General features: G+C 46.5%; 26 protein-coding genes. 2 read left to right on the forward strand and 24 right to left on the reverse strand.

What is annotated here, in order from left to right; all coding sequences use genetic code 11:
• Positions 1 to 76: 76 nt before the first annotated feature.
• Positions 77 to 1,006, reverse strand: a complete 930-nt coding sequence (locus tag FS736_RS16040) for a M23 family metallopeptidase (protein WP_144479088.1) — start codon at positions 1,004 to 1,006, stop codon at positions 77 to 79.
• Between the two features lie 202 nt (positions 1,007 to 1,208).
• On the opposite strand from FS736_RS16040, the gene FS736_RS16045 reads away from it, so the two are divergent.
• Together FS736_RS16045 and FS736_RS16050 are read left to right on the forward strand one after the other, a co-directional pair.
• Entirely contained in the window at positions 1,209 to 1,646 is a 438-nt protein-coding gene (locus FS736_RS16045) for a VanZ family protein (protein ID WP_144479090.1), read from the forward strand.
• Between the two features lie 319 nt (positions 1,647 to 1,965).
• Complete coding sequence (locus FS736_RS16050) at positions 1,966 to 2,955, forward strand: nuclease-related domain-containing protein (RefSeq protein ID WP_144479092.1); 990 nt, start codon at positions 1,966 to 1,968, stop codon at positions 2,953 to 2,955.
• 153 nt (positions 2,956 to 3,108) lie between these two features.
• On the opposite strand, the gene spoIID is transcribed toward FS736_RS16050, so the two are convergent.
• The 23 genes from spoIID to atpB all read right to left on the reverse strand — a co-directional run bounded on the left by spoIID (position 3,109) and on the right by atpB (position 25,653).
• Positions 3,109 to 4,137, reverse strand: a complete 1,029-nt coding sequence (spoIID, locus tag FS736_RS16055; protein ID WP_144479094.1) for a stage II sporulation protein D — start codon at positions 4,135 to 4,137, stop codon at positions 3,109 to 3,111.
• Between the two features lie 379 nt (positions 4,138 to 4,516).
• Positions 4,517 to 5,824, reverse strand: a complete 1,308-nt coding sequence (murA, locus tag FS736_RS16060; protein ID WP_144479095.1) for a UDP-N-acetylglucosamine 1-carboxyvinyltransferase — start codon at positions 5,822 to 5,824, stop codon at positions 4,517 to 4,519.
• A 32-nt stretch (positions 5,825 to 5,856) separates the two neighbouring features.
• A complete protein-coding gene (locus tag FS736_RS16065) occupies positions 5,857 to 6,576 on the reverse strand; it encodes a YwmB family TATA-box binding protein (RefSeq protein WP_144479097.1) in 720 nt (239 codons plus the stop codon).
• Between the two features lie 239 nt (positions 6,577 to 6,815).
• Positions 6,816 to 7,052: a DUF1146 family protein gene (locus tag FS736_RS16070; RefSeq protein WP_144479099.1), complete on the reverse strand. Its 237-nt coding sequence runs from the start codon at positions 7,050 to 7,052 to the stop codon at positions 6,816 to 6,818.
• A gap of 279 nt (positions 7,053 to 7,331) precedes the next feature.
• A complete protein-coding gene (gene nuoN, locus FS736_RS16075; RefSeq protein ID WP_144479101.1) occupies positions 7,332 to 8,852 on the reverse strand; it encodes an NADH-quinone oxidoreductase subunit NuoN in 1,521 nt (506 codons plus the stop codon).
• Positions 8,853 to 8,858: 6 nt separating this feature from the next.
• Positions 8,859 to 10,379: an NADH-quinone oxidoreductase subunit M gene (locus tag FS736_RS16080; RefSeq protein ID WP_144479103.1), complete on the reverse strand. Its 1,521-nt coding sequence runs from the start codon at positions 10,377 to 10,379 to the stop codon at positions 8,859 to 8,861.
• A complete protein-coding gene (gene nuoL / locus FS736_RS16085) occupies positions 10,379 to 12,241 on the reverse strand; it encodes an NADH-quinone oxidoreductase subunit L (RefSeq protein WP_144479105.1) in 1,863 nt (620 codons plus the stop codon). Before nuoL ends, FS736_RS16080 begins: the two co-directional genes overlap by 1 nt.
• 142 nt (positions 12,242 to 12,383) lie before the next feature.
• On the reverse strand, positions 12,384 to 12,698 hold the full coding sequence (gene nuoK, locus FS736_RS16090; RefSeq protein ID WP_144479107.1) for an NADH-quinone oxidoreductase subunit NuoK: 315 nt from the start codon (positions 12,696 to 12,698) through the stop codon (positions 12,384 to 12,386).
• A complete protein-coding gene (locus tag FS736_RS16095; RefSeq protein ID WP_144479109.1) occupies positions 12,695 to 13,219 on the reverse strand; it encodes an NADH-quinone oxidoreductase subunit J in 525 nt (174 codons plus the stop codon). Before FS736_RS16095 ends, nuoK begins: the two co-directional genes overlap by 4 nt.
• On the reverse strand, positions 13,216 to 13,635 hold the full coding sequence (gene nuoI, locus FS736_RS16100; protein WP_144479111.1) for an NADH-quinone oxidoreductase subunit NuoI: 420 nt from the start codon (positions 13,633 to 13,635) through the stop codon (positions 13,216 to 13,218). The genes FS736_RS16095 and nuoI overlap by 4 nt, the downstream gene beginning before the upstream one ends.
• 48 nt (positions 13,636 to 13,683) lie before the next feature.
• On the reverse strand, positions 13,684 to 14,697 hold the full coding sequence (gene nuoH, locus FS736_RS16105) for an NADH-quinone oxidoreductase subunit NuoH (RefSeq protein ID WP_144479113.1): 1,014 nt from the start codon (positions 14,695 to 14,697) through the stop codon (positions 13,684 to 13,686).
• Complete coding sequence (locus FS736_RS16110; protein WP_144479115.1) at positions 14,697 to 15,797, reverse strand: NADH-quinone oxidoreductase subunit D; 1,101 nt, start codon at positions 15,795 to 15,797, stop codon at positions 14,697 to 14,699. The genes nuoH and FS736_RS16110 overlap by 1 nt, the downstream gene beginning before the upstream one ends.
• A gap of 3 nt (positions 15,798 to 15,800) precedes the next feature.
• Positions 15,801 to 17,198, reverse strand: a complete 1,398-nt coding sequence (locus FS736_RS16115; RefSeq protein WP_144479117.1) for an NADH-quinone oxidoreductase subunit C — start codon at positions 17,196 to 17,198, stop codon at positions 15,801 to 15,803.
• 3 nt (positions 17,199 to 17,201) lie between these two features.
• Positions 17,202 to 17,714 carry a NuoB/complex I 20 kDa subunit family protein gene (locus FS736_RS16120; RefSeq protein WP_144479119.1) on the reverse strand — a complete coding sequence of 171 codons (513 nt, stop codon included), beginning with the start codon at positions 17,712 to 17,714 and terminating at the stop codon, positions 17,202 to 17,204.
• On the reverse strand, positions 17,705 to 18,082 hold the full coding sequence (locus FS736_RS16125; RefSeq protein WP_144479121.1) for an NADH-quinone oxidoreductase subunit A: 378 nt from the start codon (positions 18,080 to 18,082) through the stop codon (positions 17,705 to 17,707). The genes FS736_RS16120 and FS736_RS16125 overlap by 10 nt, the downstream gene beginning before the upstream one ends.
• Positions 18,083 to 18,957: 875 nt before the next feature.
• Complete coding sequence (locus FS736_RS16130; protein ID WP_144479123.1) at positions 18,958 to 19,365, reverse strand: F0F1 ATP synthase subunit epsilon; 408 nt, start codon at positions 19,363 to 19,365, stop codon at positions 18,958 to 18,960.
• A gap of 22 nt (positions 19,366 to 19,387) precedes the next feature.
• Positions 19,388 to 20,800: a F0F1 ATP synthase subunit beta gene (gene atpD / locus FS736_RS16135; RefSeq protein ID WP_144479125.1), complete on the reverse strand. Its 1,413-nt coding sequence runs from the start codon at positions 20,798 to 20,800 to the stop codon at positions 19,388 to 19,390.
• An 87-nt stretch (positions 20,801 to 20,887) separates the two neighbouring features.
• A complete protein-coding gene (locus FS736_RS16140) occupies positions 20,888 to 21,748 on the reverse strand; it encodes a F0F1 ATP synthase subunit gamma (RefSeq protein WP_144479127.1) in 861 nt (286 codons plus the stop codon).
• A gap of 82 nt (positions 21,749 to 21,830) precedes the next feature.
• A complete protein-coding gene (gene atpA, locus FS736_RS16145) occupies positions 21,831 to 23,339 on the reverse strand; it encodes a F0F1 ATP synthase subunit alpha (RefSeq protein ID WP_144479129.1) in 1,509 nt (502 codons plus the stop codon).
• A gap of 24 nt (positions 23,340 to 23,363) precedes the next feature.
• Positions 23,364 to 23,900 carry a F0F1 ATP synthase subunit delta gene (locus FS736_RS16150; RefSeq protein WP_144479131.1) on the reverse strand — a complete coding sequence of 179 codons (537 nt, stop codon included), beginning with the start codon at positions 23,898 to 23,900 and terminating at the stop codon, positions 23,364 to 23,366.
• The gene (locus tag FS736_RS16155) at positions 23,897 to 24,415 is read right to left on the reverse strand and encodes a F0F1 ATP synthase subunit B (RefSeq protein ID WP_144479133.1); all 519 of its coding nucleotides are present in this window, start codon (positions 24,413 to 24,415) and stop codon (positions 23,897 to 23,899) included. Before FS736_RS16155 ends, FS736_RS16150 begins: the two co-directional genes overlap by 4 nt.
• Positions 24,416 to 24,657: 242 nt before the next feature.
• On the reverse strand, positions 24,658 to 24,870 hold the full coding sequence (gene atpE / locus FS736_RS16160) for a F0F1 ATP synthase subunit C (RefSeq protein WP_023613579.1): 213 nt from the start codon (positions 24,868 to 24,870) through the stop codon (positions 24,658 to 24,660).
• Between the two features lie 72 nt (positions 24,871 to 24,942).
• Positions 24,943 to 25,653, reverse strand: a complete 711-nt coding sequence (gene atpB, locus FS736_RS16165; protein WP_079506316.1) for a F0F1 ATP synthase subunit A — start codon at positions 25,651 to 25,653, stop codon at positions 24,943 to 24,945.
• Positions 25,654 to 25,670 lie beyond the last annotated feature (17 nt).

A 25,670-nucleotide genomic window follows, 5' to 3' on the forward strand; every position in this document is an offset into this window, starting at 1 on the left:
GTGTGATGCATTTCATATTATTCCAATAAAAAAACCCGCCTTTAAAACCAGGCGGGTTCCAAAATTTTTAATTTTATTATGAGTTGCTCGAAGTATCAGAGTCAGTTGAAGAATCTTGGTCTTCGCCTGCATCCTTATCTTCATCTTGTCCAGCGTCTTTTTTATCAGAGCCATCTTCAGCAGGCTTCTCTTCTGCTGGAGTCGTACCCTCTACATCTTTTTTAGATGGAGTGGTTCCTTCAGCATCTTCCTCGACAGCATCTTCAGACTTTCCTGCATCTGCATCAGATGAAGCCTTCTCTTCTGTCACATTGGCATCCTGCAATGCGCTCATCGGCTTGTTGAAGTACTCGTGCGGATTGACAGGAACATTGTCCTTGCGGATTTCAAAGTGTACGTGGTTGCCAGCCTTCTCATTGATCAGGCTTGTGCCGGACTTCGCAATGACTTGTCCTTGCTCAACCTCGTCGCCAACCTTAACTTGATAGTCTTTTACTGACTGATATTGTGTTACAATACCTTTGTCGTGCTCGATTTCAATGACATTTCCAAGTACAGCATCTTCCATGACATTCTTGACAGTACCGCTAAGTGACGCGATTACATCAAATTCCTTGCCGTCTTTTGCTGCAATGTCCAGTCCAGTGTTCGGATGGTAAGTATTATCATAGAACACTAGAGCTGCTTCTTGCTCTGCCGAATCGCCGTCATTATCATAGAATCCCATTTGGATGACAGCATCGTCCTCACTCACCACTGGCATTACGAAGTTCTCCATCGCGCGGTTTACTTCAACTGCAGGCTGGTCATTCATCTTTTTGCCAGGCATGTCAGTCGCTTTGTATTCCGACTGATCCAGTTGATCGCTCGCGCTGTTTTGATACCAAAGGACACCAGTTAGAATGATTGCGGCACTAGCAATATAAACTGTTGGATACACCCACCGCTTCTTGAAAAAGCTGTTCTTGCTTTTGTCTTGAGAAGATCTTTTTTCTTCCTCTCTCATTTTCATCACCTCAGCAATCAGTTTGAACAGAAGCGAAAAAATATATACATAGAGTTGAAAAATTTTTTACTGCTTATTTTTCGACAAAGGTTATGATTTTATGCATAAAAGTTTTTGGGCGGATTTTTAGCTGCTAAGTGTCGGCTGATACCCGCTTCCCACTCCGTTCGTTCGGATTATTACTATAAAGAGAGGTTTTATCATGAAAAAATTATTAGTATGGATTCTACGCATTCTTCCTTTTGCCTATATGGCGGCGATCTGGATCATGTCCAGCCTGCCCGATACCGCGGTCATCGAACTGCCGGACCGTGGCGTTGACCGCTTTTTAAAAGAATCACTCCACCTCGTTGAGTTTGGCATCCTGTATGTGCTGCTCGTCCTTGCCGCGCTGACGACCGGGCGCTTCACCCCTGTTATGAGCTTTGCCTTTATGGGCGTGGCAATTTTGTACGGCCTGCTCGACGAGATTCATCAAAGCTTCGTCCCGGCGCGGTCCGCCACCGTGATTGATTTTATAAAAGACGTAATCGGGGTTTTAGCGGCATCACATTTCATTCATCATGCATACTTTAGCGGCAAGTTTAAGCGGCTGGGGAGGGTTTTGCGCGGGATTGAGGAGAGAGTTCGGGGATTTTAGCTAGATTTATTATAAAGATAGGTATTAGTTACGGTTTTTAAGGGGCTAGCCTTGTTATTGGGGCTGGCTTTTTGTTTTTCAGCAGTGACTTTGGACAGTCATTTAGTCCAACCGTTAAATTATTTGCCTCAACCGTTAATTTATTGTCTATAACCGTTAAATTATTGGCTGCAACCGTTAAATTATTGCTCCCAACCGTAGAATTACAATGTGGTTAGCTACTTCGGACATAAAACTTTCATAATAAAAGCATTATATCCGCAGGTATTCGGAGTGAAAATAAAGAATCCATAAAAAAACTAATAGGGAAGTGAATAATTTGATAGAAAAAGAACGGAAATATCCCATACGCCTTCTTATGTATGAGGCTTTAATGGAAAGAATTTTACCGAACCATCCCAAATTCCCATTAATTGAGTCAGATTACAAAGCCTGGCGCGCGGGATATAGAGGTGAACTTCAAACTGATTACCGTTTAAGTTTTCTGCCTGAAAAAGGTTTCCATATATTCAGGGATTTACGCCTGCAAGATGAAAAATGGCATTTCCAGATTGATACCCTCATTTTAACTCTTCGATATATCCTTCTAATTGAAACCAAAGCCCATTCCGGTACCCTTTTCTTCGACAAACATTCCGAACAAATGATTCAAACTAAGGATGGTCAAGAAAAATCATACGATAATCCCATTAACCAGGTCCGAATGCAAGCCTGGCACTTGAAAAGGTGGCTGCAGAACCACAAATTCAGTGTCCCACCCATATACCATCTTGTTGTGATCAGCAATTCATCTACTATTATCAAGGTAAGTGACCGCTCCCTGAATAACTTGATCGTAAAAGGGGATGTATTATTAAGTCGGGTTCATGAAATTGATGATAGGACTTCAAATCCAACTTTTACTGATAAAGAAGCAAAAAAGTTATCCAGGTCACTTGTAAAGAATCATTCTCCACACCACCCTGACATTCCGAAACAATATTCCCTCACTCCAGACGACCTTCAAAAGGGAGTTCAATGCCCAGCCTGTTTATCATATGGCATGCATCGGGAAAAATGGTTTTGGCGTTGTGCTGTGTGTGAACATAAATCCAAAACTGCTCATCGTAAAACTGTAAAAGATTTTTTCCTACTTATTAATCCAGCAATTAAGAATAAGATGTGTAGAGAATTTTGCATTGGTATATCTTCGAAAACAGCCAGTGATCTTTTAATTTCATTGAATCTTCCCTTCACTGGCACCACTCATGGGCGCATCTACCACATGCCACCAGACATCGAAACCTTCTTCGATTCAGCGAAAAAATAACATCCTGAACTCGACATAGAAAAGTGCCATCCTGAACTCGCGAAGAATTAATAAGTCAAACCACCAAATCAATCCGCGCTAAAAAGCCAGGGCTGCTCTTCGCCCTGGCCTGGTCATTATTGTGTTTATCGCTGTGGCTGCAGTAACCCGCTCTTATTTCCTCGCTGTCACCTTCGCCAGCATACTATCCGCTTCACTTATCTCAACGCCTTTGTAGTAGTGCTTGACGATGTCCTGATAGTTCTTGCCCTCGGTGGCCATGCCGTTGGCTCCGTATTGGCTCATGCCGACGCCGTGGCCGAAGCCTTCGGTGGTGATGATTACGTTGTTGCCTTTCAGTTCCCAGCTGAAGTCGCTTGAGCGCAGGCCGAGTTTATCACGAACTTCTTTTCCAGTCAGGACTTTGCCGCCGATATCAATTTTTGCAACACGGTTCCCAGTGGTCCTGGAGATGACTTTGCCAATCTCCGCGGAATTTGGGAGCTTTATGCCCAGCTTGGATTCCACCTCGGCCACTGTCTTCACTTCCTGGCTGCGGAACTTCGGTGATTTCAGATCCCATGGACTTTCTACGCTGCGCAGATATGGCAGTGAATTTGACCAGTATTCCTCTGAGTTCTCTGTGAACCCATTCGATGTCGAAAAGAATGTGGCGTCGATGGGCGATCCATCATAAGTTAGTACCTGACCATCGGTGGCTTTTACAGCTTCGGCGATTTTCTTCATCTTCCATTTGTAATCGGCACCCCACTGCTTTTTCAGCTCTTCTTTATTTTTAAAAACCTGGTGGATTTCGGTATCATTCAGCTGTGCACCCTCGGGAACGCCAACTTTATTCGGGCTCAGCATTTGTTTTACATAATATGTCCTCGCTGACAGCGCCTGTGCCTTCAATGCCTCGAGCTCGAACTCGGCTGGCATTTCAGCGGCTACGACGCCAATCAAGTAGTCATCAAGTGGAAGCTTCTCGGTTTTGGATAACGCTGTCCTGTAGACAGCCACCTCGATTGCTGAATCTGCTGTAGGCATAGCGGCAGCCTCCTTTGCTTCATTTTGCAGCTCTTCCCCAAGCTTTCCGCCTGCCTTTTCTTCCATAAAAGGGAGGACCAGCAAGGATGGAATCAAGAGTGTGACCGCGAAAAGGATTGCAGCTAGTACGATGATTGGTTTGAATTTTAACATAAAAAAGCCTCCATTATGAAATTTCACGGCCGTTAACCGTCTCATTCCATTCATATGGAGGCGGACAAGCTTTTATGACAGAAATTGAAAAAGCTCGCCATTTGTATATTTTCTTTCATGATGCTCATAATAAGTCGGTCGAAATTGGACAGTTATTTTTAGAAAGGCTGTTTTTGTCATAAAGATTGTTGTTATAATCCTTAAGCCGATTTTTGCAAGCCCTTTTCTCATAATAAGAAACTTAGGGAATTCAAACCTATTTAGTAGTCAATAGCAATAAAGTTAGAGAAAAGGGCCTTTAAAAAAATCCAATCCTAAAATCAAAAAACCGCAGAACTATACGTTAAAGCACAATTCTCCGGTTTTATGAGCAGTTTATTTATGCGTTCATGTCTGAGACTAATTTTTCAGTTACTGGCTGTTCTTCTACTTCGCTTACGCGTTCGATATCCGCGCCAAGTGCGGCAAGCTTAAGATGGAAGTCAACATAGCCGCGGTCCAGGTGATACAGTTCTGTAACGCGTGTAACTCCATCTGCTACAAGGCCAGTCAGGATCAGTGATGCTGCGGCACGCAGGTCAGTTGCTGCCACTTCTGCTCCTTGAAGGTCAGATGGCCCATTCATGATGACAGAGCGGCCATCAATTTTGATGTTTGCGTTCATGCGGCGGAATTCTTCCACGTGCATGAAGCGGTTTTCGAAAACAGTTTCGGTGATCATGCTTGTTCCCTGTGCGCGCAATAGCAAGGCCATCATCTGGGACTGCATATCCGTCGGGAATCCAGGGTGCGGCATCGTTTTGATGTCGACTGCTTTCAGTTTTTCAGGCCCGATGACACGAAGACCATCTTCTTCCTCGGTGATAGTAACGCCCATTTCTTCCATCTTTGCTACTAATGAAGAAAGATGCTCAGGAACTGCGCCCCTTACAAGCACGTTTCCGCCAGTAATGGCAGACGCAACCATGAATGTTCCTGCTTCGATTCGGTCAGGAATGATGTTGTGGTCAGCACCAAACAGTACTTCAACACCTTCGATCTTGATCGTGCCAGTGCCTGCGCCTTTTACCTTTGCTCCCATTTTGTTCAGGAAGTTTGCAAGGTCGACGATTTCTGGTTCTTTTGCGACGTTTTCAATGATTGTTGTACCTTTTGCAAGGACAGCAGCCATCATAATATTTTCCGTAGCGCCAACGCTAGGGAAATCAAGATATATTTTAGCTCCGTGCAGACCATTGACTGCTTCGGCTTCGATAAAACCGTTGCCTACCTTGACTGTAGCACCCATTGCTTCAAAGCCTTTAAGGTGCTGGTCGATAGGACGGGAACCGATTGCACAGCCGCCTGGTAATGCTACGCGAGCACGGCCATTCCTGGCAAGCAGGGATCCCATAACCAATACAGAAGCACGCATTTTTCGAACATACTCAAAAGGTGCTTCAATTTTTAACTCTCTGGATGCATCTACTGTAATCGTGTTATTTTCAAACTCCACTACGGCGTTTAAAGAACGTAATACTTCGTTGATGGTATATACATCGGAGAGAGTTGGCACATCACGAATTACGCTTTTTCCGTCACTTGCTAATAATGTTGCAGCGATAACAGGCAAGACGGCATTCTTAGCTCCTTCAACCTTTACAGAACCGCTTAGCCTTTGTCCGCCGCGGACGATGATTTTTTCCAAGTGTATTCCCCTCCGCGTCCAATTTCTCTATATTAATATTCAATCGTAATGATGGGTGTGCCAACTACGACGGTAGTCTTTGCGCCCAATCGTTCAGTTTTCCGTAATCCAAGCTGCATATTCATGTCATGTTCATTGCTCAGTGTTTTGTCGAACAAAGGCGAAACGGCGGAAGAGGAAATGAATGATTCTTCTGCCAGCCCTTCAACTTCACGAGCGTTGAAAGCCTTAAGCAATTTACTTTTATAAACAGGTAAAGCCGACTCTATCTTATCATTGATTTCGCCTATTACACAAGAGAAAGTTGTTGCGTTTCCTCGAAAAATGTCAAATATTCTGCCTGGTAAATTTTCGTTTAAAAAGGTTTCTGTATTTTTATTCCAGTACTGACCTCTGACCTCATACATCACATACGTATGTAAAGGTCCCTTTGTGTCGGTAGAAACAATTTTAATTTTTTCCTGAATCCCAGATGAGTTCGTGACAGCTGTCAGTTCTCCATCGTGTCCTGACCATGTCCACTCAGAAAGCTGGACCTTCAAATCCTTCACCAATGCTTCGACATTTTGTTGTTCCAATGTTTCCCTTGCATATAAAGACCAACCAGTGATTAAAATATCTTCGTCCTGCAAAACCGAGGCCAGAGTTTTTATTTCATGATCAGCGTCAGCTACAGTCGTCTTATTCCCAGCTTGGAACACAATAAAACCAATAATGCCAAAAATTGATAAAATAAATGGAATCTTCTTCATATCTGCTTCACTCTCCCCTTATTACCATTCTTACCAGGAGAGCGAATCACATACTTGGGAATTCTCGTCACTTTTTGACATCATTCTATGTACCAACTTGCCCGGGTGTTCATAGATTGTGAAAAAACAAACATGTTTGTTCAAAAAAACAAACACAAAGAGAATAATACTTGATATTGTTCGTTTTGAAAACATGTATGAAGACCTAATTTTTTACCAATTTGGGTATGACTTAACAGCTACTGAAAAATCATAGGAAGCTGCTGCGACCATTGGAGGTAATCAAGGAAGAAATTACTGACTGTAGATCCGAGTGCAATGGAAAGCAGGATATATAGTACGCGGGCTTGAAGAACATGATTCGCTCGCAGCAGTTTGTCAAACTGCAGTGCCTGAAGAGCCCACCATGAAAGAGCAATAAAAACTAGATGTGTCAGAATGCTGGTCAGCGCAAAGCCGCCAAAACCTGTTAGCATATACTCTCCTCCCTTCACATGCTATTTTACCATAAAGGCGATACTTTCCCTTATTTATAGACGTATTACTTATGAAAAAGTTTCAAAAATAAAAAGCGGAAGCTCCTCGCTCAGACCCGACAAGCGCTGGAGCTGGATTAATAAATCCACATATAGTTATCCACCTAAATTATCATTCATAATTTCCTATAAAATAAAAAACCGGCCCGCAAAAATCGCAGGCCAGCTGAATTTACCCCTTTGTTTCCATGAATGGATTTTCCCCAAAATTCATTCTGGTTATTTCATAAAGTCAACGAACTGGTTGAAGTTATTTTGCATGAAGTCGATGGCCAGGTTTGGCATGACTCCGAACAGGATTGTTCCGATTACTGCTACCAGGATGACCACGATTGTTCCTGCTGGTAGCTTGATTTTTTCATCATTAGCTGCCGGGCGGAAGAACATTTGTGTCATGACTCCGAAGTAGTAGAAATAGGATACGACTGTAGTCGCAATCATGATCGAAACGAGCACGTAATGTGCCTCGTCGACCATCAAGGCTCCCATGAAGATGTTCAGCTTTCCGATGAAGCCTGCTGTACCAGGGATTCCTGCGAGTGACAGGATGAAGATTCCCATTCCGACTGCTAGTAATGGCGAGCGGCGGTAAAGTCCGGCAAAATGGCTGATATCCTCTGAACGGGTTTTTGCTGTGATGACCTGGATTACGGCGAACGCACCTAGGTTCATCAAAACGTATGCCAGCAGGTAGAACCAGATGGCATCGAAGGTCACGAACGACATCGCTGTCAGCGCGACAAGGATGTAACCGGCATGGGCGATGCTTGAGTACGCGAACATGCGCTTGATGTTGCGCTGCCTTAAGGCGACGACGTTACCAATGATCATCGTTGCTCCCGCAAGGAATGCAATGTAATCCTGCATCGCGAACAGCAGCGGAATTGGCTGGCCGTCCTCCTGTGCAACCGGTACATACCCGAAGATGGATAGCAGGATGCGCAGGATGATGACAAATCCAGCTGTTTTGGAGACGACACTCAGGAATGCCGTCACTGGAGTCGGCGCTCCTTCGTAAACATCAGGTGCCCACATATGGAATGGTGCAGATGCCAGCTTGAAGGATAGGCCAACGAAAATCATGAAGAATGCCAGTCCAAGAATGTAAATATGCTGAGGGTCACTCAAGCCATTGAAAACCTGGGCGATCCCTTTTAAATTCGTTGTGCCGGCAATTCCGAACACATAGCTCATACCGAACAAAGTGATGGCAGATGAAATGCCGCCATTCAGGACGTATTTCATTGCTGATTCATTCGATTTCAGGTTGCGTTTACGCATTCCTGCAAGGATGTAAGACGGAATCGACAGCAATTCAAGGCCGACGAACAAAGTGATCAAGTCGCCGCTTGATGCCATGAACATGGTTCCAAGCAAGGCAGTAAGGAACAGGTAATAGAATTCACCTTTGTAGTCCTCAAGCCCCTCATTCGCTCTGAAGTCAATCGCCAATAGCATGACAAGCGCCGCTCCAAGAAGAAGGATCAACTTGAAGGCGATCGCGAATGAATCAAGCCTGAATGTATCATGTAAAATTGATGTTGTATCGGTACCAATCAAAGTTACCAGTGAAACCAGCGCCATTACCACCCCGGCAAAACCAACCAATCCAAGGATCTTGCGGTCAACATGCTTTGGCATGAACAAATCAGCGACTGATAAAAGTGCAATAAAACCGAGGATGATGAATTCCGGAGCCATCGTCCCCCAATCAAATGATAGAAGTGTATCTAGATCCATCCTTCATCACCCCCCTATTCCCATCAAGATAGTCTCTAATGTTGCCTGAAGCGGTTCACTAAGAACGGCCGGATATACACCGATCAGGACGATCAAGCCGACAAGCACAAGCACCGGTGCCCATTCGAATGAACGGATGTCACTTACGCCGACAAATTCACGTTCTGCTTTGCCATACGTGATGGCCAGCACGGCACGCAGCAGGTAAACCGCAGTCATGATGATGCCCAGTGTACCGACTGCAGCCAGAACTGGCATCTCTTCGAACAAACCGAGGAATGCCATGAATTCGCTGACGAAGCCTGACATGCCAGGCAGTCCAAGTGAAGCCATCGCGCCTGCGAGCAGGAAGCCTGCGGCAAGCGGCATTCCGTTTGCCATGCCGCCAAGATTGGCAAGTGTGGTTGTGTGTGTGCGTTCATAAAGTACACCGACAAGGAAGAACAATAATGCTGAAATCAGGCCATGTGATACAACCTGGAAAATAGCACCTTGTATTCCCGCCTCATTTAATGCTCCAAGTCCGATTAAAACGATTCCCATATGGGAAATAGAAGAGTAAGCAAGGACCATTTTGAAATCTGTCTGGATAAAAGCAAGGAACGCTCCGTAAAGCAGGTTGATGACACCCAGTACTGCAAGCAGCCCGGCTAATTCAGCGAACTGTTCAGGGAAAATCCCCATCCCGAAGCGGATCAAACCGAATGCCCCGATCTTCAGCAGGATCCCTGAGTGGATCATGACGATCGATGGCGGTGCTTCAACGTGGACGCGCAGCATCCAGCTGTGCAGCGGGAAGATTGGCAGCTTGACACCGAAAGCGACAAGCAAGGCAATCAATAATCCCATCTTCAAGGAATCAGACACAGGCGCGAACAGCGGCGCATTATCTGTGTTCATCATGACTTTTAGCATTTCGATATTTGAGGTGCCGGTTCTTGAGAACAACACCATGATGACAATCAGCAGGATCGCTGAGCCAAGGCCGTTATAAATCAAGAAGCTGTAGGCAGCCTTTTCTTTTTCGTAATAGCCCCATTTCCCAATCAGGAAGAACATCGGGATCAAGGTGATTTCAAAGAACAGGAAGAACAGGATCAGGTTTTGCGATGTAAATACTCCGAGCATCCCGATTTCGAGAAGCAGGAACAGCATGTAATAGCCTTTCCACTCTTTTTTGATATGGAAGGATGCGATTGCCGCAAGTGTTGCGATTACCGCTGTCAGTACCACCATGATCAAACCGAACCCATCGATGCCAAGTTCGTAGTTGACAGAGAACATGCCCTGCTGCTCGGCACCCTGCCCGCCGAATTGGATCCAGCGGAATTTTTCAGAAAAGCCAGCGAGATCGCTGCCTCCGCGATACGAAAAGTACGCGATCAGCGCAAGGATCAAAGATGGCAGTGTTGCCAATACGCCAAGCATTTTAATGCCTGATTCGTTCGCTTTTGGCATGAAGACCAAAAGCAGGATTCCTAGTAAAGGGGAGAATACCAGCAAGGTAAGAAAATAGTTGAAATCCATTATAAATACCCCCCTGTTAACGCATAGATGACAATCAGGACTGCAAGGCCGACGAAGGCGATTGTGCCGTAAGTCTGTACCTGACCGTTCTGGATTTTCGCACCGGCTTTACCAAGGCCCTGGACAGTTGCCGTTGTCAGCTTCACGAGTCCCTCAACAAGGAAGAGCTCGATGAAACGCAGGAACAAGCTGACTGCCTTTGCGCCAAACACGATGCTTTGATTGTATATTTCATCGATATAGTACTTATTTTTCACAATGCCATAGGCAATTGGCGCCCTGCTGGACAGCCAGTCGCGTGAAATCGACTTCTTGCTGTACATCATCCATGCAAGCAGGATGCCAAGCAAGGAGACAACCGTCGCGACAATCATAATCCAGCCAGGTCCTTCGATATGGCCATGTCCGAGTGCTTCGTTGCCTTCGACAAGCCAGTCACCAAGGAATGTGCCGAACCAAGGTGTATTCACATAACCAGCAATGACTGCCAGGATTGCAAGGACAACCATCGGCATCGTCATGACGGATGGCGATTCATGGACATTCTTCATGTCGCTGCGTGCTTCACCAGAGAAGACCATGAAGAACAGGCGGAACATGTAGAACGCTGTGAAAAATGCCGCAATCACTGCCAGCCAGAACAGAATATAATTGCCATGTGCCCATGCAGCGATCAAAATTTCATCTTTACTGAAAAATCCCGAGAATAATGGGACACCGCTGATGGCCAGCGTTCCGATCAGGAACAAAGGTCCTGTGAAGGTCAGCTTTTTCCATAGCCCGCCCATTTTTTCAATATCCTGAGTATGTACAGCATGGATGACGCTTCCTGCTGCAAGGAATAACAATGCTTTGAAGAAAGCGTGGGTCATCAAGTGGAATACTCCGGCCACATAACCGGCAGATCCCAATGCGAGCATCATGTAGCCAAGCTGGCTGACAGTCGAGAAGGCAAGCACTCGTTTAATGTCAGTCTGGACAAGGCCGATCGTTGCCGCAAAAATTGCTGTGAACGCTCCAATGATCGCTACCGTCAGCATTGCTGTTTCACTAGCGTTGAACAGCGGGAACAGTGAAGCGACCAAATACACACCAGCCGCAACCATCGTTGCTGCGTGGATTAACGCAGAAACTGGCGTAGGACCTTCCATCGCGTCTGGAAGCCATGTGTGCAGCGGGAACTGACCTGATTTACCAACTGCCCCGATGAAAATCAGGATCGCAGTCAAGGTAATCATCGTTCCGGTAATCGCGCCTTCTTCTACTGCCGCAAAAATTTCATCATATTCGAAGCTTCCAGTTTGCCAGAATAAAAGAATCATTCCGATCAAAAGTCCGACATCCCCGATACGGGTCATGATGAAGGCTTTCTTTGCAGCCGCTTTGGCGCTTTCCTTGTAAAAGTAAAATCCAATCAACAGGAATGAACCAACACCGACCAATTCCCAGAAAATATAAGTTTGTAAAAGGTTCGGCGAGATGACGAGACCAAGCATTGCAAAAGTAAAGAGTCCAAGATAAGCATAGAAAACCGGGAATCGCTCATCACCATGCATATATCCTTTTGAGTAGGTATGTACAAGGAAGCTGACAAGAGATACGATTACCAGCATCAGTGCGTTTAATTGATTTACTTCAAAACCCGCAGTAAGTTCCAGATTCCCAATAGTGAGCCAAACGGCTTCAGCTTTATGTGTCGGGCTCTCCAGGCGCTCAAGGAGCACAAGGATGGAGTAGACAAGTGAGGCTAGCGTCGCAAGGATTCCGACGAATGCGCTCGCTTCTTTAAGCTTTTTTCCGAACAGCAGAAGGAATAGAAAGGATACAAGCGGGAACAGCGGAATGAGCCAAGCATTCTCCATTAATATCACAATCCCCTTTTTTGAACGCGCGCGTGTTCTTTCATGTGTACGCCCGTCAGATTGAGGCCCGCATCAAGCGGGGCAGTCCAGCTACTAAATATCTTCTTTTTCAAACGGCCGATGCCGCTTATGAAAAGTTTCATTAATTTTTCAACTCATTCATTTCATCGATATTGACACTTCTGCGGTTGCGGTAAAGTGAAATAAGGATCGCCAGTCCAACCGCTACTTCAGCAGCTGCCACCGCGATGGAAAACAGCGCGAACACCTGGCCGGTGATCGATGGAACTGCTCCGTATTTACTGAAGGTTACGAGATTGATATTGACCGCATTCAGCATCAGTTCGATTGAAATCAACACAATGACTGTGTTCTTTTTTGTCAGGGCACCGTACAGTCCGATGCAGAAAATAATAAGTGCAAGTGCCAGATAGGCTGAAACCGGAACAGAACTCATTCCTGATCACCCTCCTTATCGTCATCCTTGCGCGCGAGTACAATTGCGCCGACAAGCGCAGCGAGCAGGATCACGGATGTCAGTTCAAACGGGATGATGTAATGCGAGTACAGAGCGACCCCGATTTGTTCTGTATTGTTTTCGTGCAGAGTATTCGGCAATGCTTCGAAATCCAGATCGTAGATACCGAAATAGACTGCTGCGCCAAATCCGAGGACACCGAGCAGCAGCACAAGCTTGCGCAATCTTCCGCCCTTTGGCTCTTCTTCGTCGCCATGGTGGCGGGTGAGCATGATCCCGAACAGCATCATGATTGTAATGGCGCCCGAGTAGATCATGACTTGGATGACCGCCAGGAATTCAGCGGACAAGAGCACATAAATACCTGCAATACTGACGAATGTAAAGACGAGCGCTACGACCATGTGGATGACCTTGGTGAGATTCAATAAAAGCACGCCGCCGATTACCGCCACTAAAGCAAGTGACATAAACGCAAAGAATTCGCCTGTTAACGTCATGCTTTATTCACCTTCCGTATATTCTCATCATTTTCGTCAAGCCATTCCAGGTTCTTGAATAAGTCATCCCGGCTGTATTCAGCAAGTTCAAAGTTATTCGTCATGATGATCGCTTCAGTCGGGCACACTTCTGTGCACAGGTCACAGAGGATGCAAAGTTCGAAGTTGATATCATACGTATCAATGATTTTGCCTTTTTTCGTTGGATCAGGATGCTTTTTACCAGTCAAGTTAATGCATTCGGTCGGGCAAATATTGGCACATTGGTTGCAGACGATGCATTTTTCAGGATAAAACTTCTGGATTCCGCGGAACCTGTCAGGAAGCGGAATCGGTTCGTTCGGATAATCGTAAGTCACCTTTTCGCGAGTCAATTGTTTAAGGGTATAAGCTAATCCTTTAGTCCATCCTAGCACGTAATTCACCCCTTTAATGCAGGAAGCCATGCTGCTTCCATTCCTATTTTAGAAAAAATTAGTGAAAAATTCTTTGATCAATGCCGACAGGAAGATGTTTGCCAGCGCAACCGGCAAAAGCACTTTCCAGGCGAACTCCATCAATTGGTCTGCACGGATACGCGGGAACGTAGCACGGAACCAAATGAGGATATAAACCACTAAGCTGAACTTGAGCGCGAACCATACAGCTCCAGGGATGAAGCCGAGGAATGGGAGCGGCAGCCAGCCTCCAAGGAATAATACAGTGATCAAAGCAGACATTGCGAACATATACACATATTCAGCCAGCATGAACATCGCCCAGCGGAATCCGGAATACTCTGTGTGGAAACCGGCAACAAGTTCGTTCTCCGCTTCGGCAAGGTCGAATGGCACCCTGTTCAGTTCAGCGGTAGCGGCAATGAAGAACACGATGAACGCGATCGGCTGCCACAGGATGAACCAGCCGTTGTTCTGCTGTGTTTCAACGATCTCATTCAGGTTAAGGCTGCCTGATAACAGGACAATCCCCAAAACACTCATGACCAGCGGGATTTCGTAGGAAATCATCTGGGCCGCGGCACGCATACCGCCAAGCAATGAGTATTTATTGTTGGATGCCCAGCCTGCCATCAGCATCCCGACAATCGTCAGGCCTGAAATCGCTATATAATACAGGAATCCGACATTCAAGTCGGCAAATTGCAGTTTATCCGTCAGCGGGATCGTCGCCATGACCATGAAGGACGGCGCGAACGCGATGACCGGTGCGATGATGAACAGCGGCTTATCCGCTGCTTTTGGAATTAAGTCTTCTTTTACAAGAAGCTTTACAACGTCGGCAACGGATTGCAACAGCCCCCACTTACCGCCGACATGGGCTGGACCATAACGGCCCTGCATGAAACCAAGCACTTTCCTCTCTGCCAGAATCGCCATTGTTACGAATCCAAGGATTACGAACAAAAGGACGACAGCCAGGACGAAGAAGATGCTGAAATTCATAAGGCCAGCACTGGATTCGAGTAGCTCCTGAACCATTATCCGTCTACCTCCCCAAGAACGATATCAACCGCTCCTAAAATTGCAATCAGATTTGAGATGCTTTCACCTTCGAGCAGTTTAGGGAGGATTTGCAGATTATAGAAACTAGGCCTTCTGAACTTGAGGCGGTACGGCTCTTTTTTGCCATCGCTGGAAATATAGCAGCCAATTTCGCCCCGGGAGCCTTCGATCCGGACAAACGCTTCCCCTTTTGGAGCCTTGATGATCTTTGGAACCTTGGCCATGATTTCTCCCTCTTTCGGGAATTGCTGCACAGCCTGTTCAATGATTTTTAATGATTCTTCGATTTCGCCCATCCGTACATAATAGCGGGCCAGCGCATCGCCTTCGTCACGCGTGACAATATCGAAGTCGAAACGGTCATAGATTGAATACGGCTCATCCTTGCGCAAATCCCACTTGACTCCGGTTGAACGCAGGTTCGGGCCGCTCAATGAATAATTGATGGCGTCTTCCTTTGTATATGTACCGATATTCTTCGTACGATTAAGGAAGATTTCATTCCCTGATACAAGCTGGTGATAGCCCTTCAGCTGTTCCCTCAGGTATGGCACGAATTCCGCTACCTTTTCAATCCATCCTTCCGGAGCATCCCATTTGACGCCGCCTACACGCATGTAGTTGAACGTCAGACGAGCACCAGACAGTTCATTCAGCAGATTCAGGATCATCTCCCTGTCTCGGAATGCGTAAAGCAGTGGGCTTGTCGCACCAAAGTCGAGGATGAATGTTCCCCACCACAGCAGGTGGCTGGCAACCCTGTTCAGCTCCATTGCAAGTACTCTTAAGTACTCGGCGCGTTCCGGAATTTGGACGCCCATCATCGTTTCCACAGCATGGACGATGACATAGTTATTCGTCATCGCTGACACATAGTCCATCCGGTCTGTGTAAGGAATGATCTGGGTATATTGCAGATTTTCCGCTAACTTTTCAGTGCCGCGGTGCAAATAGCCGATGACCGGCTTCGCTTCTACAATGATTTCCCCGTCGATTTTGAGAACGAGGCGGAATACACCGTGTGTACTAGGGTGCTGCGGGCCCACGTTCAAGAGCATTTCTTCTGTGCGTATCACGGGCTACACCTCCACATCATACGGTTCATAGTCTTTTCTTAATGGGTGGCCGACCCAGTCTTCACCAAGCATGATGCGATGGAGGTCAGGATGGCCTTCGAATTTGATGCCAAGAAGGTCGTAGGTTTCACACTCTGGCCAGTTCGCTCCTGCCCACAGGTTCGCCAATGACTCGATGGCCGGCTGGTCACGGTCAAGCTTAACTTTCAACGCTACTGACTGTCTGTTCTTGTATGAGTACAAGTGAACATACACTTCCATATGGGTCTGGAAATCCGTTCCGTGAAGCTCTGACAGATAATCGAATCCAAGCAGTTCATTGTACTTCAGGAATTCAGCCAGGCGATAATAGGATTCTTTCTTTGCCACAAGCGTTGGGACATCCTTTGAAAGAGGGTTAATATAGGAATCTTCCAAAATGTCATCGCCAAGATTGTCGGTGATTGCTTTTACATATTTATCAAGGTAAGGCTGGTTTGGAGATGGCTTCTTCTCTTCGACAGGCTCATCTGCTCCTGCTTTCGCGCCAGCTGCTGATTTAGCCTTCGCTGCTGCTGCGGCTTTTGCCTTGGCTGCGGCAATCGCTTTCGCTTTCTCGTCGTCCGCAGAGTCTCCGCCTGCTGCCGCTTTTGCTTTTGCTGCTGCGGCCGCCTTCGCTTTCGCTACAGCTGCGGCTTTCTTCTTCGCCAGATCATCGTCACCTGCTGAAGCGTCTTCTCCTCCAGCTGCCTCCTGTGCTTTCCTTTTTGCTGCCGCTGCTGCCTTTGCCTTCGCTACGGCTGCGGCTTTCTTTTTCGCAAGGTCATCGTCATCCGTTGAAGCGTCCGCTCCACCTTCTGCCTCGGCCTGCGCCTTCCTTTTCGCTGCCGCTGCTGCCTTGGCTTTCGCTACGGCTGCGGCTTTCTTTTTCGCCAAATCATCGTCGTCTCCGGCTGGAGCATCCGCTGCTGCTGGAGTTTCTGATGCTGCTGGAGCTTCGGCGTTTTCCTCTATCTGGCCAGTCGCTTTCATCTTTGCGAGAGCGGCTGCCTTTGCTTTTGCGGCTGCAGCTGCTTTTTTCTTGGCCAAATCAGCATCCTGTCCTTCGACCGGAGCCGAAACCTCTTCTTTTGCCTCTGGAGCTTCCCCAGACTGCTCGTTGGCTTTCATTTTTGCAAGTGCAGCTGCCTTTGCGTTCGCTGCGGCTGCAGCTTTCTTTTTCGCTAGCTCGGCATCGTCACCAGCAGGTGCTTCCGCTTTTGCTTCAGTTTGTTTTTCTTCAGGTTCTGCGACTTTGTCGGCAACCTCTTTCGGGTCATTTCCTTCCCCTGCTTGTTTGGCAGCCTGACGCTGCTTTGCAAGCTCCTTCGCCTTTTGGGCTGCTTCTCTTTTTATTTGCTCTAAATCCTTTTCCCCGCTCATCGGTTAGATCACCTTCTTCCCGGTTTTCGCCTCATAACGGATTTTCTCTTTCAATTTATTAATCCCGTAAATCAATGCTGCTGGGTTCGGCGGGCATCCCGGTATGTATACATCAACCGGTACAATCTGGTCGACTCCCTTTACAACTGAGTATGATTTTACATATGGTCCACCTGCTGTCGCGCAAGAACCCATCGCGATTACCCACTTTGGTTCTGCCAGCTGGTCATACAGCCTGCGGACAGTCGGAGCCATTTTCTTCGTTACGGTACCTGAAACAATCATGACATCGGATTGACGAGGTGAGTTCCTGTAGAACGTCCCAAAACGGTCAAGGTCATAGTGAGCCGAACTGGACGCCATCATTTCAATCGCGCAGCACGCAAGACCAAAAGTCATTGGCCACATCGAGTTGCTTCTGGCCCAGCCTTTTACCTGTTCAAGAGTTGTCACGAATACATTCCTTTGGAGTTCTGCCGCTTCTGCTGGTGATAAATCATCCAATTTTAAATCCATTTTAGCACCTTCTTTTTCCATGCGTAGATGAGTCCGATTAGAAGCATTACGACGAAAATCAGCATTTCAATCAATGCGAAGATCCCCAGCTTCTCGTAGGCGACAGCCCATGGATACAAAAACGCTGTTTCTACATCAAAAATAACGAACATAAGGGCAAACACATAATAACGGACATTAAACTGGACCCGTGCATCGCTGAACGGTTCCATCCCGCTCTCGTAGGTGGTATATTTCCGCTCGTCGTTCTTGTATTTCGGCCTCAGAAGCTTAGCCGCAAACAAGGCTACGATTGGAAGCAATACCCCGAGACATAGGAACACAAAGACTATCAAATAGTTATTTTGATATAGATTCAACTGTTCCATGCCCATCCCTCCAATGTTGTAAAATTTTCATACTTTTTAAACTTGTAACCGATAACAATTATACCATTGTTACAATAGTGTGTCGACAAGGCTTTGAACAATCTGGCAACCTTCTTCCTTACACTTTTGGTAGAAAAATAGTATCTTTCTTGACCTGTTCGGAAAGCTGGAAAGAGTCGTCCCTTTCCATACTTAGTTGTCCAGAAGGCAAATTATTCTCATTGTTTTTACGTGGCTGTCTGGTGTTAATGCCGGGCCGCGTTCTGAAGGGTGCATCCTCACAGACGCGCGTTAAAAACAAGACAATCGGTTACATTTTATATTTAAAACAATTCAGGCTTGATTGTCAGTGACGTTTGTCAACATTTATGAGTTCTGTTACAGCGTTGAGTTTATGGCGAAATTGTGGACTTTTCTCCTTGCGGGAGTTTTTGAGGATCTTTATTGGGGAATTGAGTGAGGAATTGATTTCTAAACGAGAATTTAACGAAGATCGAGTGTATTTTGATCTCTATCATGATTTCTTAGGATAATTTATCGGATAAACTCTGATTTATTTTTGAGTTTTATAGCCGGAATTTTATTTATATAGCGACTGTTTTATTTATATAGCGAGTTTATCGGTTATATAGCGACTTTTTCTTTTTTATAGCGACTTTCCCGATTTTTTAGCGAGTTTTTAGTTTTTATAGCGAAACGGAATCCGCTCCCAGATTTGCTAATCAATTGGATAGCTCCGCCGAAGTTCACGGCATTCAATCAATGCCAAAAAGAAGATTCTTTCACAGCACAACAGAAAGGGAACATTGTTGTCAACAAACACACCTCCATAAAAAAACACCCCCCAGCATCACCGGAGGGTGTTCATCCAAAAATTAAATTCTGCGTTCAGCAACTGAAATACGGTTTATTGCACGCTGAAGGGCAAGTTCTGCACGCTTGAAGTCGATGTTCTCCTGCTTTCTTTCATGCAGGCGCTGTTCAGCGCGTTCCTTTGCTCTTAATGCACGTTCAAGATCGATTTCAGATGATTGTTCTGCAGATTGAGCAAGGATGGTTACCTGCTCGGGACGGACCTCAAGGAAGCCGCCGCTGACTGCAATGAACTCGTAATTGCTGCCATTTTTCAAACGGACAGCGCCAATTTGTAGCGGTGCAACCATTGGAATGTGGCCTGGCAAGATTCCAAGCTCGCCTGTGCTCGCTTTTGTGCTTACCATTTCAACATCTGATTCATACACCGGCCCATCGGGAGTAACAACACTGACTTTAATCGTCTTCATTTTTTACCCTCCTGGTCCGTTATTAGACCTCTACACCCATACGTTTTGCATTCTCGATAACTTCTTCGATTCGGCCAACTAGGCGGAATGCATCTTCTGGAAGGTGGTCATATTTGCCGTCAAGGATTTCAGCGAATCCTTTAACTGTTTCTTTAACTGGCACGTAAGAACCTTTCTGTCCTGTGAACTGTTCGGCTACGTGGAAGTTTTGTGACAGGTAGAACTGGACGCGGCGAGCGCGGTGTACAGTCAGCTTATCTTCGTCAGAAAGCTCATCCATACCCAGGATCGCGATGATGTCCTGAAGTTCTCTGTAACGCTGCAATGTTTGCTGGACGCGGCGAGCTACTGAGTAGTGCTCTTCGCCAACGATTTCAGGTGTCAATGCACGTGAAGTCGAAGCAAGCGGATCCACCGCAGGGTAGATACCCATTTCAGAAAGCTTACGCTCAAGGTTCGTTGTTGCATCCAAGTGAGCGAAAGTTGTAGCCGGAGCCGGGTCAGTGTAGTCATCGGCAGGTACATAGATCGCCTGGATGGAAGTAACAGAACCTACGTTAGTAGATGTGATACGTTCCTGCAATTTACCCATTTCAGTTGCAAGAGTCGGCTGGTAACCTACCGCTGATGGCATACGGCCAAGTAGGGCAGAAACCTCAGAACCTGCTTGTGTGAAACGGAAGATGTTATCCATGAAGAAAAGAACGTCCTGTCCTTGCTCATCACGGAAATATTCAGCCATTGTCAAACCAGTCAGGGCAACACGCATACGTGCTCCTGGCGGCTCGTTCATCTGTCCGAATACCATCGCAGTTTGCTTGATAACGCCAGAATCCGTCATTTCGTGGTAAAGGTCATTACCTTCACGTGTACGCTCACCAACACCTGCGAATACGGAAATACCGCTGTGCTCTTGGGCGATGTTGTTGATCAATTCCTGGATTAATACGGTTTTACCTACACCGGCACCACCGAACAATCCAATCTTACCACCCTTGATATATGGAGCAAGAAGGTCAACTACCTTGATACCTGTTTCAAGGATTTCTACCTCAGTTGAAAGCTGTTCGAATGTTGGAGCTTCCCTGTGGATTGAATCGCGGCGTGCTTCAGCCGGTAGTGGAGCGTCAAGGTCGATTGACTCACCCAATACGTTGAATACACGTCCTAGTGTTACGTCCCCAACCGGAACGGAGATTGGAGCACCTGTATCTAATACTTCCACGCCGCGCTTAAGGCCGTCTGTGGAAGACATCGCGATTGTACGAACTGTGTCATCGCCTAAGTGAAGGGCTACTTCAAGAGTTAGTTCGATGTTCACATCCGCATCGCTGGTTACAATTTTCAAAGCGTTATAGATCTCTGGAAGATTGCCGCTTTCAAACTTAACGTCAACAACCGGACCCATAACCTGGAGAACGCGTCCTTTGTTCATCTTGTTCCCTCCTATCGTACTAGTTGAAATATATACATCATGATGGGATGCGGCATTAAGCCACATCCCCGATTGTCATTGGAAAATCTATTCGAGTGCTGCAGCTCCACCGACGATTTCGGTGATTTCCTGGGTAATCGCAGCCTGACGCGCGCGGTTGTAGCTCAAGCTGAGGGAATTGATCAGCTCTTTTGCGTTGTCCGTCGCGTTTCTCATGGCTGTCATACGAGCAGCGTGTTCACTTGCTTTGCTGTCAAGCAGTGCTCCGTAAATCAAGCTTTCTGCGTATTGCGGCAAGAGAACTTCCAGGATCTCCTCAGCGTTCGGCTCAAATTCATATGAAGTAAGCTTTGTTGAAGCAGCGCCAATATCCGTTAACGGAAGCAGCTTCTTTTCGGTTACTTCTTGAGCGATCGCGCTGATGTAATGACTGTAGTAAATATATAATTCATCAAATGTTCCATCCGAGAACATGCCAACTGTGCTGCTGGCGATATCCTGGATCTCAGAGAAGGACGGCTGGTCAGCGATGCCAACGATGTCAAGGACAACGTTCATGCCACGGCTTTGGAAAAAGTCACGGCCGACACGCCCGATCGCGATGATCGCAAACTCGTCATTTGATTTATGGCGTTGCTGGATTGTCTGGTACAGCTGGCGAAGGACGTTACTGTTGTAAGCCCCTGCTAGTCCGCGATCAGATGTAATCACTAGATATCCCGTCTTCTTGACTGGACGGCTGTTCAGCATTGGGTGGTTGGAATCCTTGCTGCCCATTGCGATTGAGGCAGTCACTTCCTGGATTTTTTCCATGTAAGGAACGAATGCTTTCGCGTTCATCACTCCACGGTTCCATTTAGCTGCGGATACCATCTCCATTGCCTTGGTAATCTGGCTCGTCTTTTTAGTCGAAGTAATACGGTTTTTTATATCGCGTAAAGATGCCATTTCGGTTCTCACCACCCTTTTACATAGATTGTTAGTCCAAGGTCAGGCAGGACCAGCATGGAAGCTGGCGCTGCTTAACTACTTATTCAGATACTGCAAACGTCTTTTTGAAAGCGTTTAGTGCAGCAGCCATATCGTCGTCTGAAGGAAGTTCCTTCGTTGAACGGATATGGTCTAACACATCTGTATGGTTGTGGTCTAACCATGAAAGGAATTCACCTTCGAAGCGGCGGATATCCTGCAATGGAATATCGTCCAGGAAGCCGCGAGTCAGTGCATATAGGATTGCAACTTGCTTTTCAACAGCAAGCGGCTTGTTAAGATCTTGTTTAAGTACTTCTACCGTACGGGCACCGCGGTTAAGTTTTGCCTGAGTTGCTTTGTCAAGGTCAGAACCGAATGATGCGAATGCTTCCAATTCACGGTATGAAGCAAGGTCAAGACGCAATGTACCAGATACCTTCTTCATCGCTTTGATTTGAGCGGATCCACCTACACGGGATACAGAAAGACCTGCGTTGATCGCTGGGCGTACGCCAGAGAAGAATAGGTCGGACTGTAAGAAGATCTGTCCGTCTGTGATTGAGATAACGTTCGTTGGAATGTAAGCAGAAACGTCGCCTGCCTGCGTTTCAATGAACGGAAGTGCTGTGATTGAACCCGCGCCTTTAGCGTCGCTCAACTTAGCAGCACGCTCTAGCAAGCGTGAGTGCAAGTAGAATACATCCCCTGGGTAAGCTTCACGGCCTGGAGGACGGCGAAGCAGCAAGGAAAGTTCACGGTATGCTGCCGCTTGTTTTGAAAGGTCATCATATACTACAAGCACATGCTTGCCATCGTACATGAAGTCTTCAGCCATTGTAACACCTGCGTACGGAGCAAGGTATAGCAATGGAGCTGGCTGGGAAGCAGATGCTGTAACAACGATAGAATAATCTAACGCGCCGTTCTTACGGAGTGTTTCAACCGCATTACGTACAGTTGATTCCTTCTGTCCGATTGCAACGTAGATACAGATCATGTCCTGGCCTTTTTGGTTAAGGATTGTATCGATCGCTACAGATGTTTTACCAGTCTGGCGGTCACCGATGATCAATTCACGCTGTCCGCGGCCGATTGGAACAAGTGCGTCGATCGCCTTGATACCAGTCTGCAATGGCTCATGAACGGATTTACGATCCATAACGCCTGGTGCAGCGTACTCGATTGGACGAGTTTTAGTTGTGTTGATTGGACCCATGCCATCCACTGGCTGTCCAAGTGGGTTTACGACGCGGCCGATAAGCTGTTCCCCAACAGGAACCTCCATGATGCGGCCCGTACGGCGTACCTCGTCGCCTTCGCGGATGTCCGTGAAAGGTCCAAGGATGATGATACCGACGTTATTTTCTTCCAGGTTTTGTGCCATACCCATAACGCCGTTTGAAAATTCAACAAGTTCTCCAGCCATGACATTGTCGAGGCCATGAGCACGGGCGATACCGTCACCAACACTGATAACTGTACCCACATCACTCACTTGAATTTCCGACTGATAATTTTCGATTTGCGATTTTATCAGCGCACTGATTTCTTCAGCTTTGATGCTCATGAGTTTCACCCCTATCTACGAATCTTAGCCTAGCAATTTACGTTCTAAACGATCGAGCTTGCCGCGCAAGCTGCCGTCAAAAATGCGGTTTCCAATGCGAAGCTTTACGCCTCCAAGCAAATTGGAATCTACAATGTTTTCAATTTGAAGTGACTGTTTGCCAACCTGTGGCGCGAACGAAGCTGAAAGAGCTTCAGCCTGCTCAGCCGAAAGTGGCTGGACACTATAGACTTTTGCTTCAGCCACACCTTTTGCATCATTTGCAAGGGCGATGAACTGGTCAGCAACGTCTGCGATCTGGTCTTCGCGGTGGCGGTCAACCAAAATCATCAAAGTGTTAAGGACATACGTGCTTACAGATCCGAATGCCTGCTTCAAAACCTCTTTCTTCTTCTCATTAGGAAGTTTCGGAGACTTTAAAAATGCAGTCAATTCCGGATTGTTCACAACAACTTCTTTTACTGTGCGAAGCTCTTCCTCAACCTGTGGGAGAGCCTGCTTTTCAGAAGCGAGTTGAAAAAGTGCCAGGGCATAGCGTTTTGCTACTGTAGAGTTGCTCATCGGGCATTACCCGCCTCTTGAATGTATTCATTGATGAGCTTTTCCTGGTCAGCTGCAGAGATTTCCTTCTCGATTACTTTAGAAGCGATCAAGACAGAAAGTGAAGCAACTTGTTCGCGGATCGCCGCAACAGCCTGCTCCTTCTGCTGTTCGATTTCAAGCTTCGCAGATTCTTTGATTCTGTCAGATTCAGTGCGTGCCAGTGCAATGATTTCATCACGCTGAAGGTCGCCCTGTTTCTTTGCATTTTCAATTAGGCCCTGTGCTTCTGTGCGTGCCTGCTTAAGCATATCACGCTGTTCTTCCAAAAGTTTTTGTGCTTCTGCACGGCTCTTTTCAGCCGCTCCGATTTCACCAGCAATATGCTCTTCACGTTCCTTCATGATGCCCATCAATGGACCCCAAGCGAACTTTTTAAGCAATGCTAACAAAACAAGGAACATAACAAGCTGGAACAAAATATCTCCAGTATTTAGGCCGGAAGCCGCTCCCAATACAAAATTCATTGTTAACACCCTCGATTCACTCCCTTCAAGAGTTGTACCATGATTAAAAAAGGTCCAACATGCGTCATCCGGCTTAGTGCCGACGCTTAGGGCCGCTCAAAATGCCTGCTTGCCCTATTTTATTTCAAACGATTGCTTGCATTCAGATCCAGGTCTGCTCCTCTCCGGGTTTAACCGTCTCGAAGCCTACATAATAGAATGGCGAAGGTTCGCGCGGAATGATCTTCGCCATCTTAAATTCTTATAATTGATTAACCACCGATTACCATGAACGCGATAACTACTGCGATGATAGGAATCGCTTCAACCAACGCAACCCCGATGAACATTGTAGTTTGAAGCATACCGCGAGCTTCTGGCTGACGAGCGATACCTTCTACTGTACGTGATACGATCAAACCGTTACCAATACCTGCACCAAGTGCTGCTAAACCAATTGCGATTGCTGCTGCTAATAGACCCATTATAAAGTTCCTCCTTTAATGTATGAAAAAATAGTTTTATAAGTTTTGTTCATTAAATGAACAGGGTATATATTAATGGTCATGACTCACTTTATGAGAGAGATAAACCATCGTTAACATAGTGAAGATAAACGCCTGGATTGCTCCGACGAAAACGGAGAATCCTTGCCATACAAGCATTGGAACGGCTGCGGCCAAGTGTCCGCCTACTCCGGTTGCGAGGCTGGCTGCAAGAAGACCCAACAAGATCTCACCTGCGTAAATGTTACCGTAAAGACGAAGACCAAGAGTGAGCGTATTCGCGAACTCTTCAATGATCTTGATCGGGAACATGAACCAAAATGGCTTAAAGAATTCCTTGCCATATTCGGCAGTGCCCTTAAGCTTGACGCCATAATAATGGGAAAGCCCTACCACCATGACTGCAAGAGTCAGTGTGATGACCGGGTCAGCTGTCGGTGATTTCCACCATAGTTCATTGTCGACAACGACAGAGAACGGCAGTCCCAGCATATTGGAAACAAACACATACATCAGCAGTGTGATCCCAAGGACGTGAAATCTTCCCCCGTCCTTCCAGTCCATCGTGCTGTTGATGATTCCCTTGACGAAATCCATAACCCATTCCATGAAGTTCTGCATTCCTGTCGGTTTCATCGCAAGCCTGCGAGTGGAAAGAACGGCAATGATGAATACGATTGCGGTAGCTACTGTAATCATCAGCAAATTTGCTAAGTTAAAAGTAAGCCCAAATATTTCTTTTAATGGAGCTTCATGATGCATCAATTATTCACCTCTCT

Source organism: Cytobacillus oceanisediminis 2691, assembly GCF_007678455.1.
GTDB lineage: Bacteria > Bacillota > Bacilli > Bacillales > Cytobacillaceae > Mesobacillus > Mesobacillus oceanisediminis_A.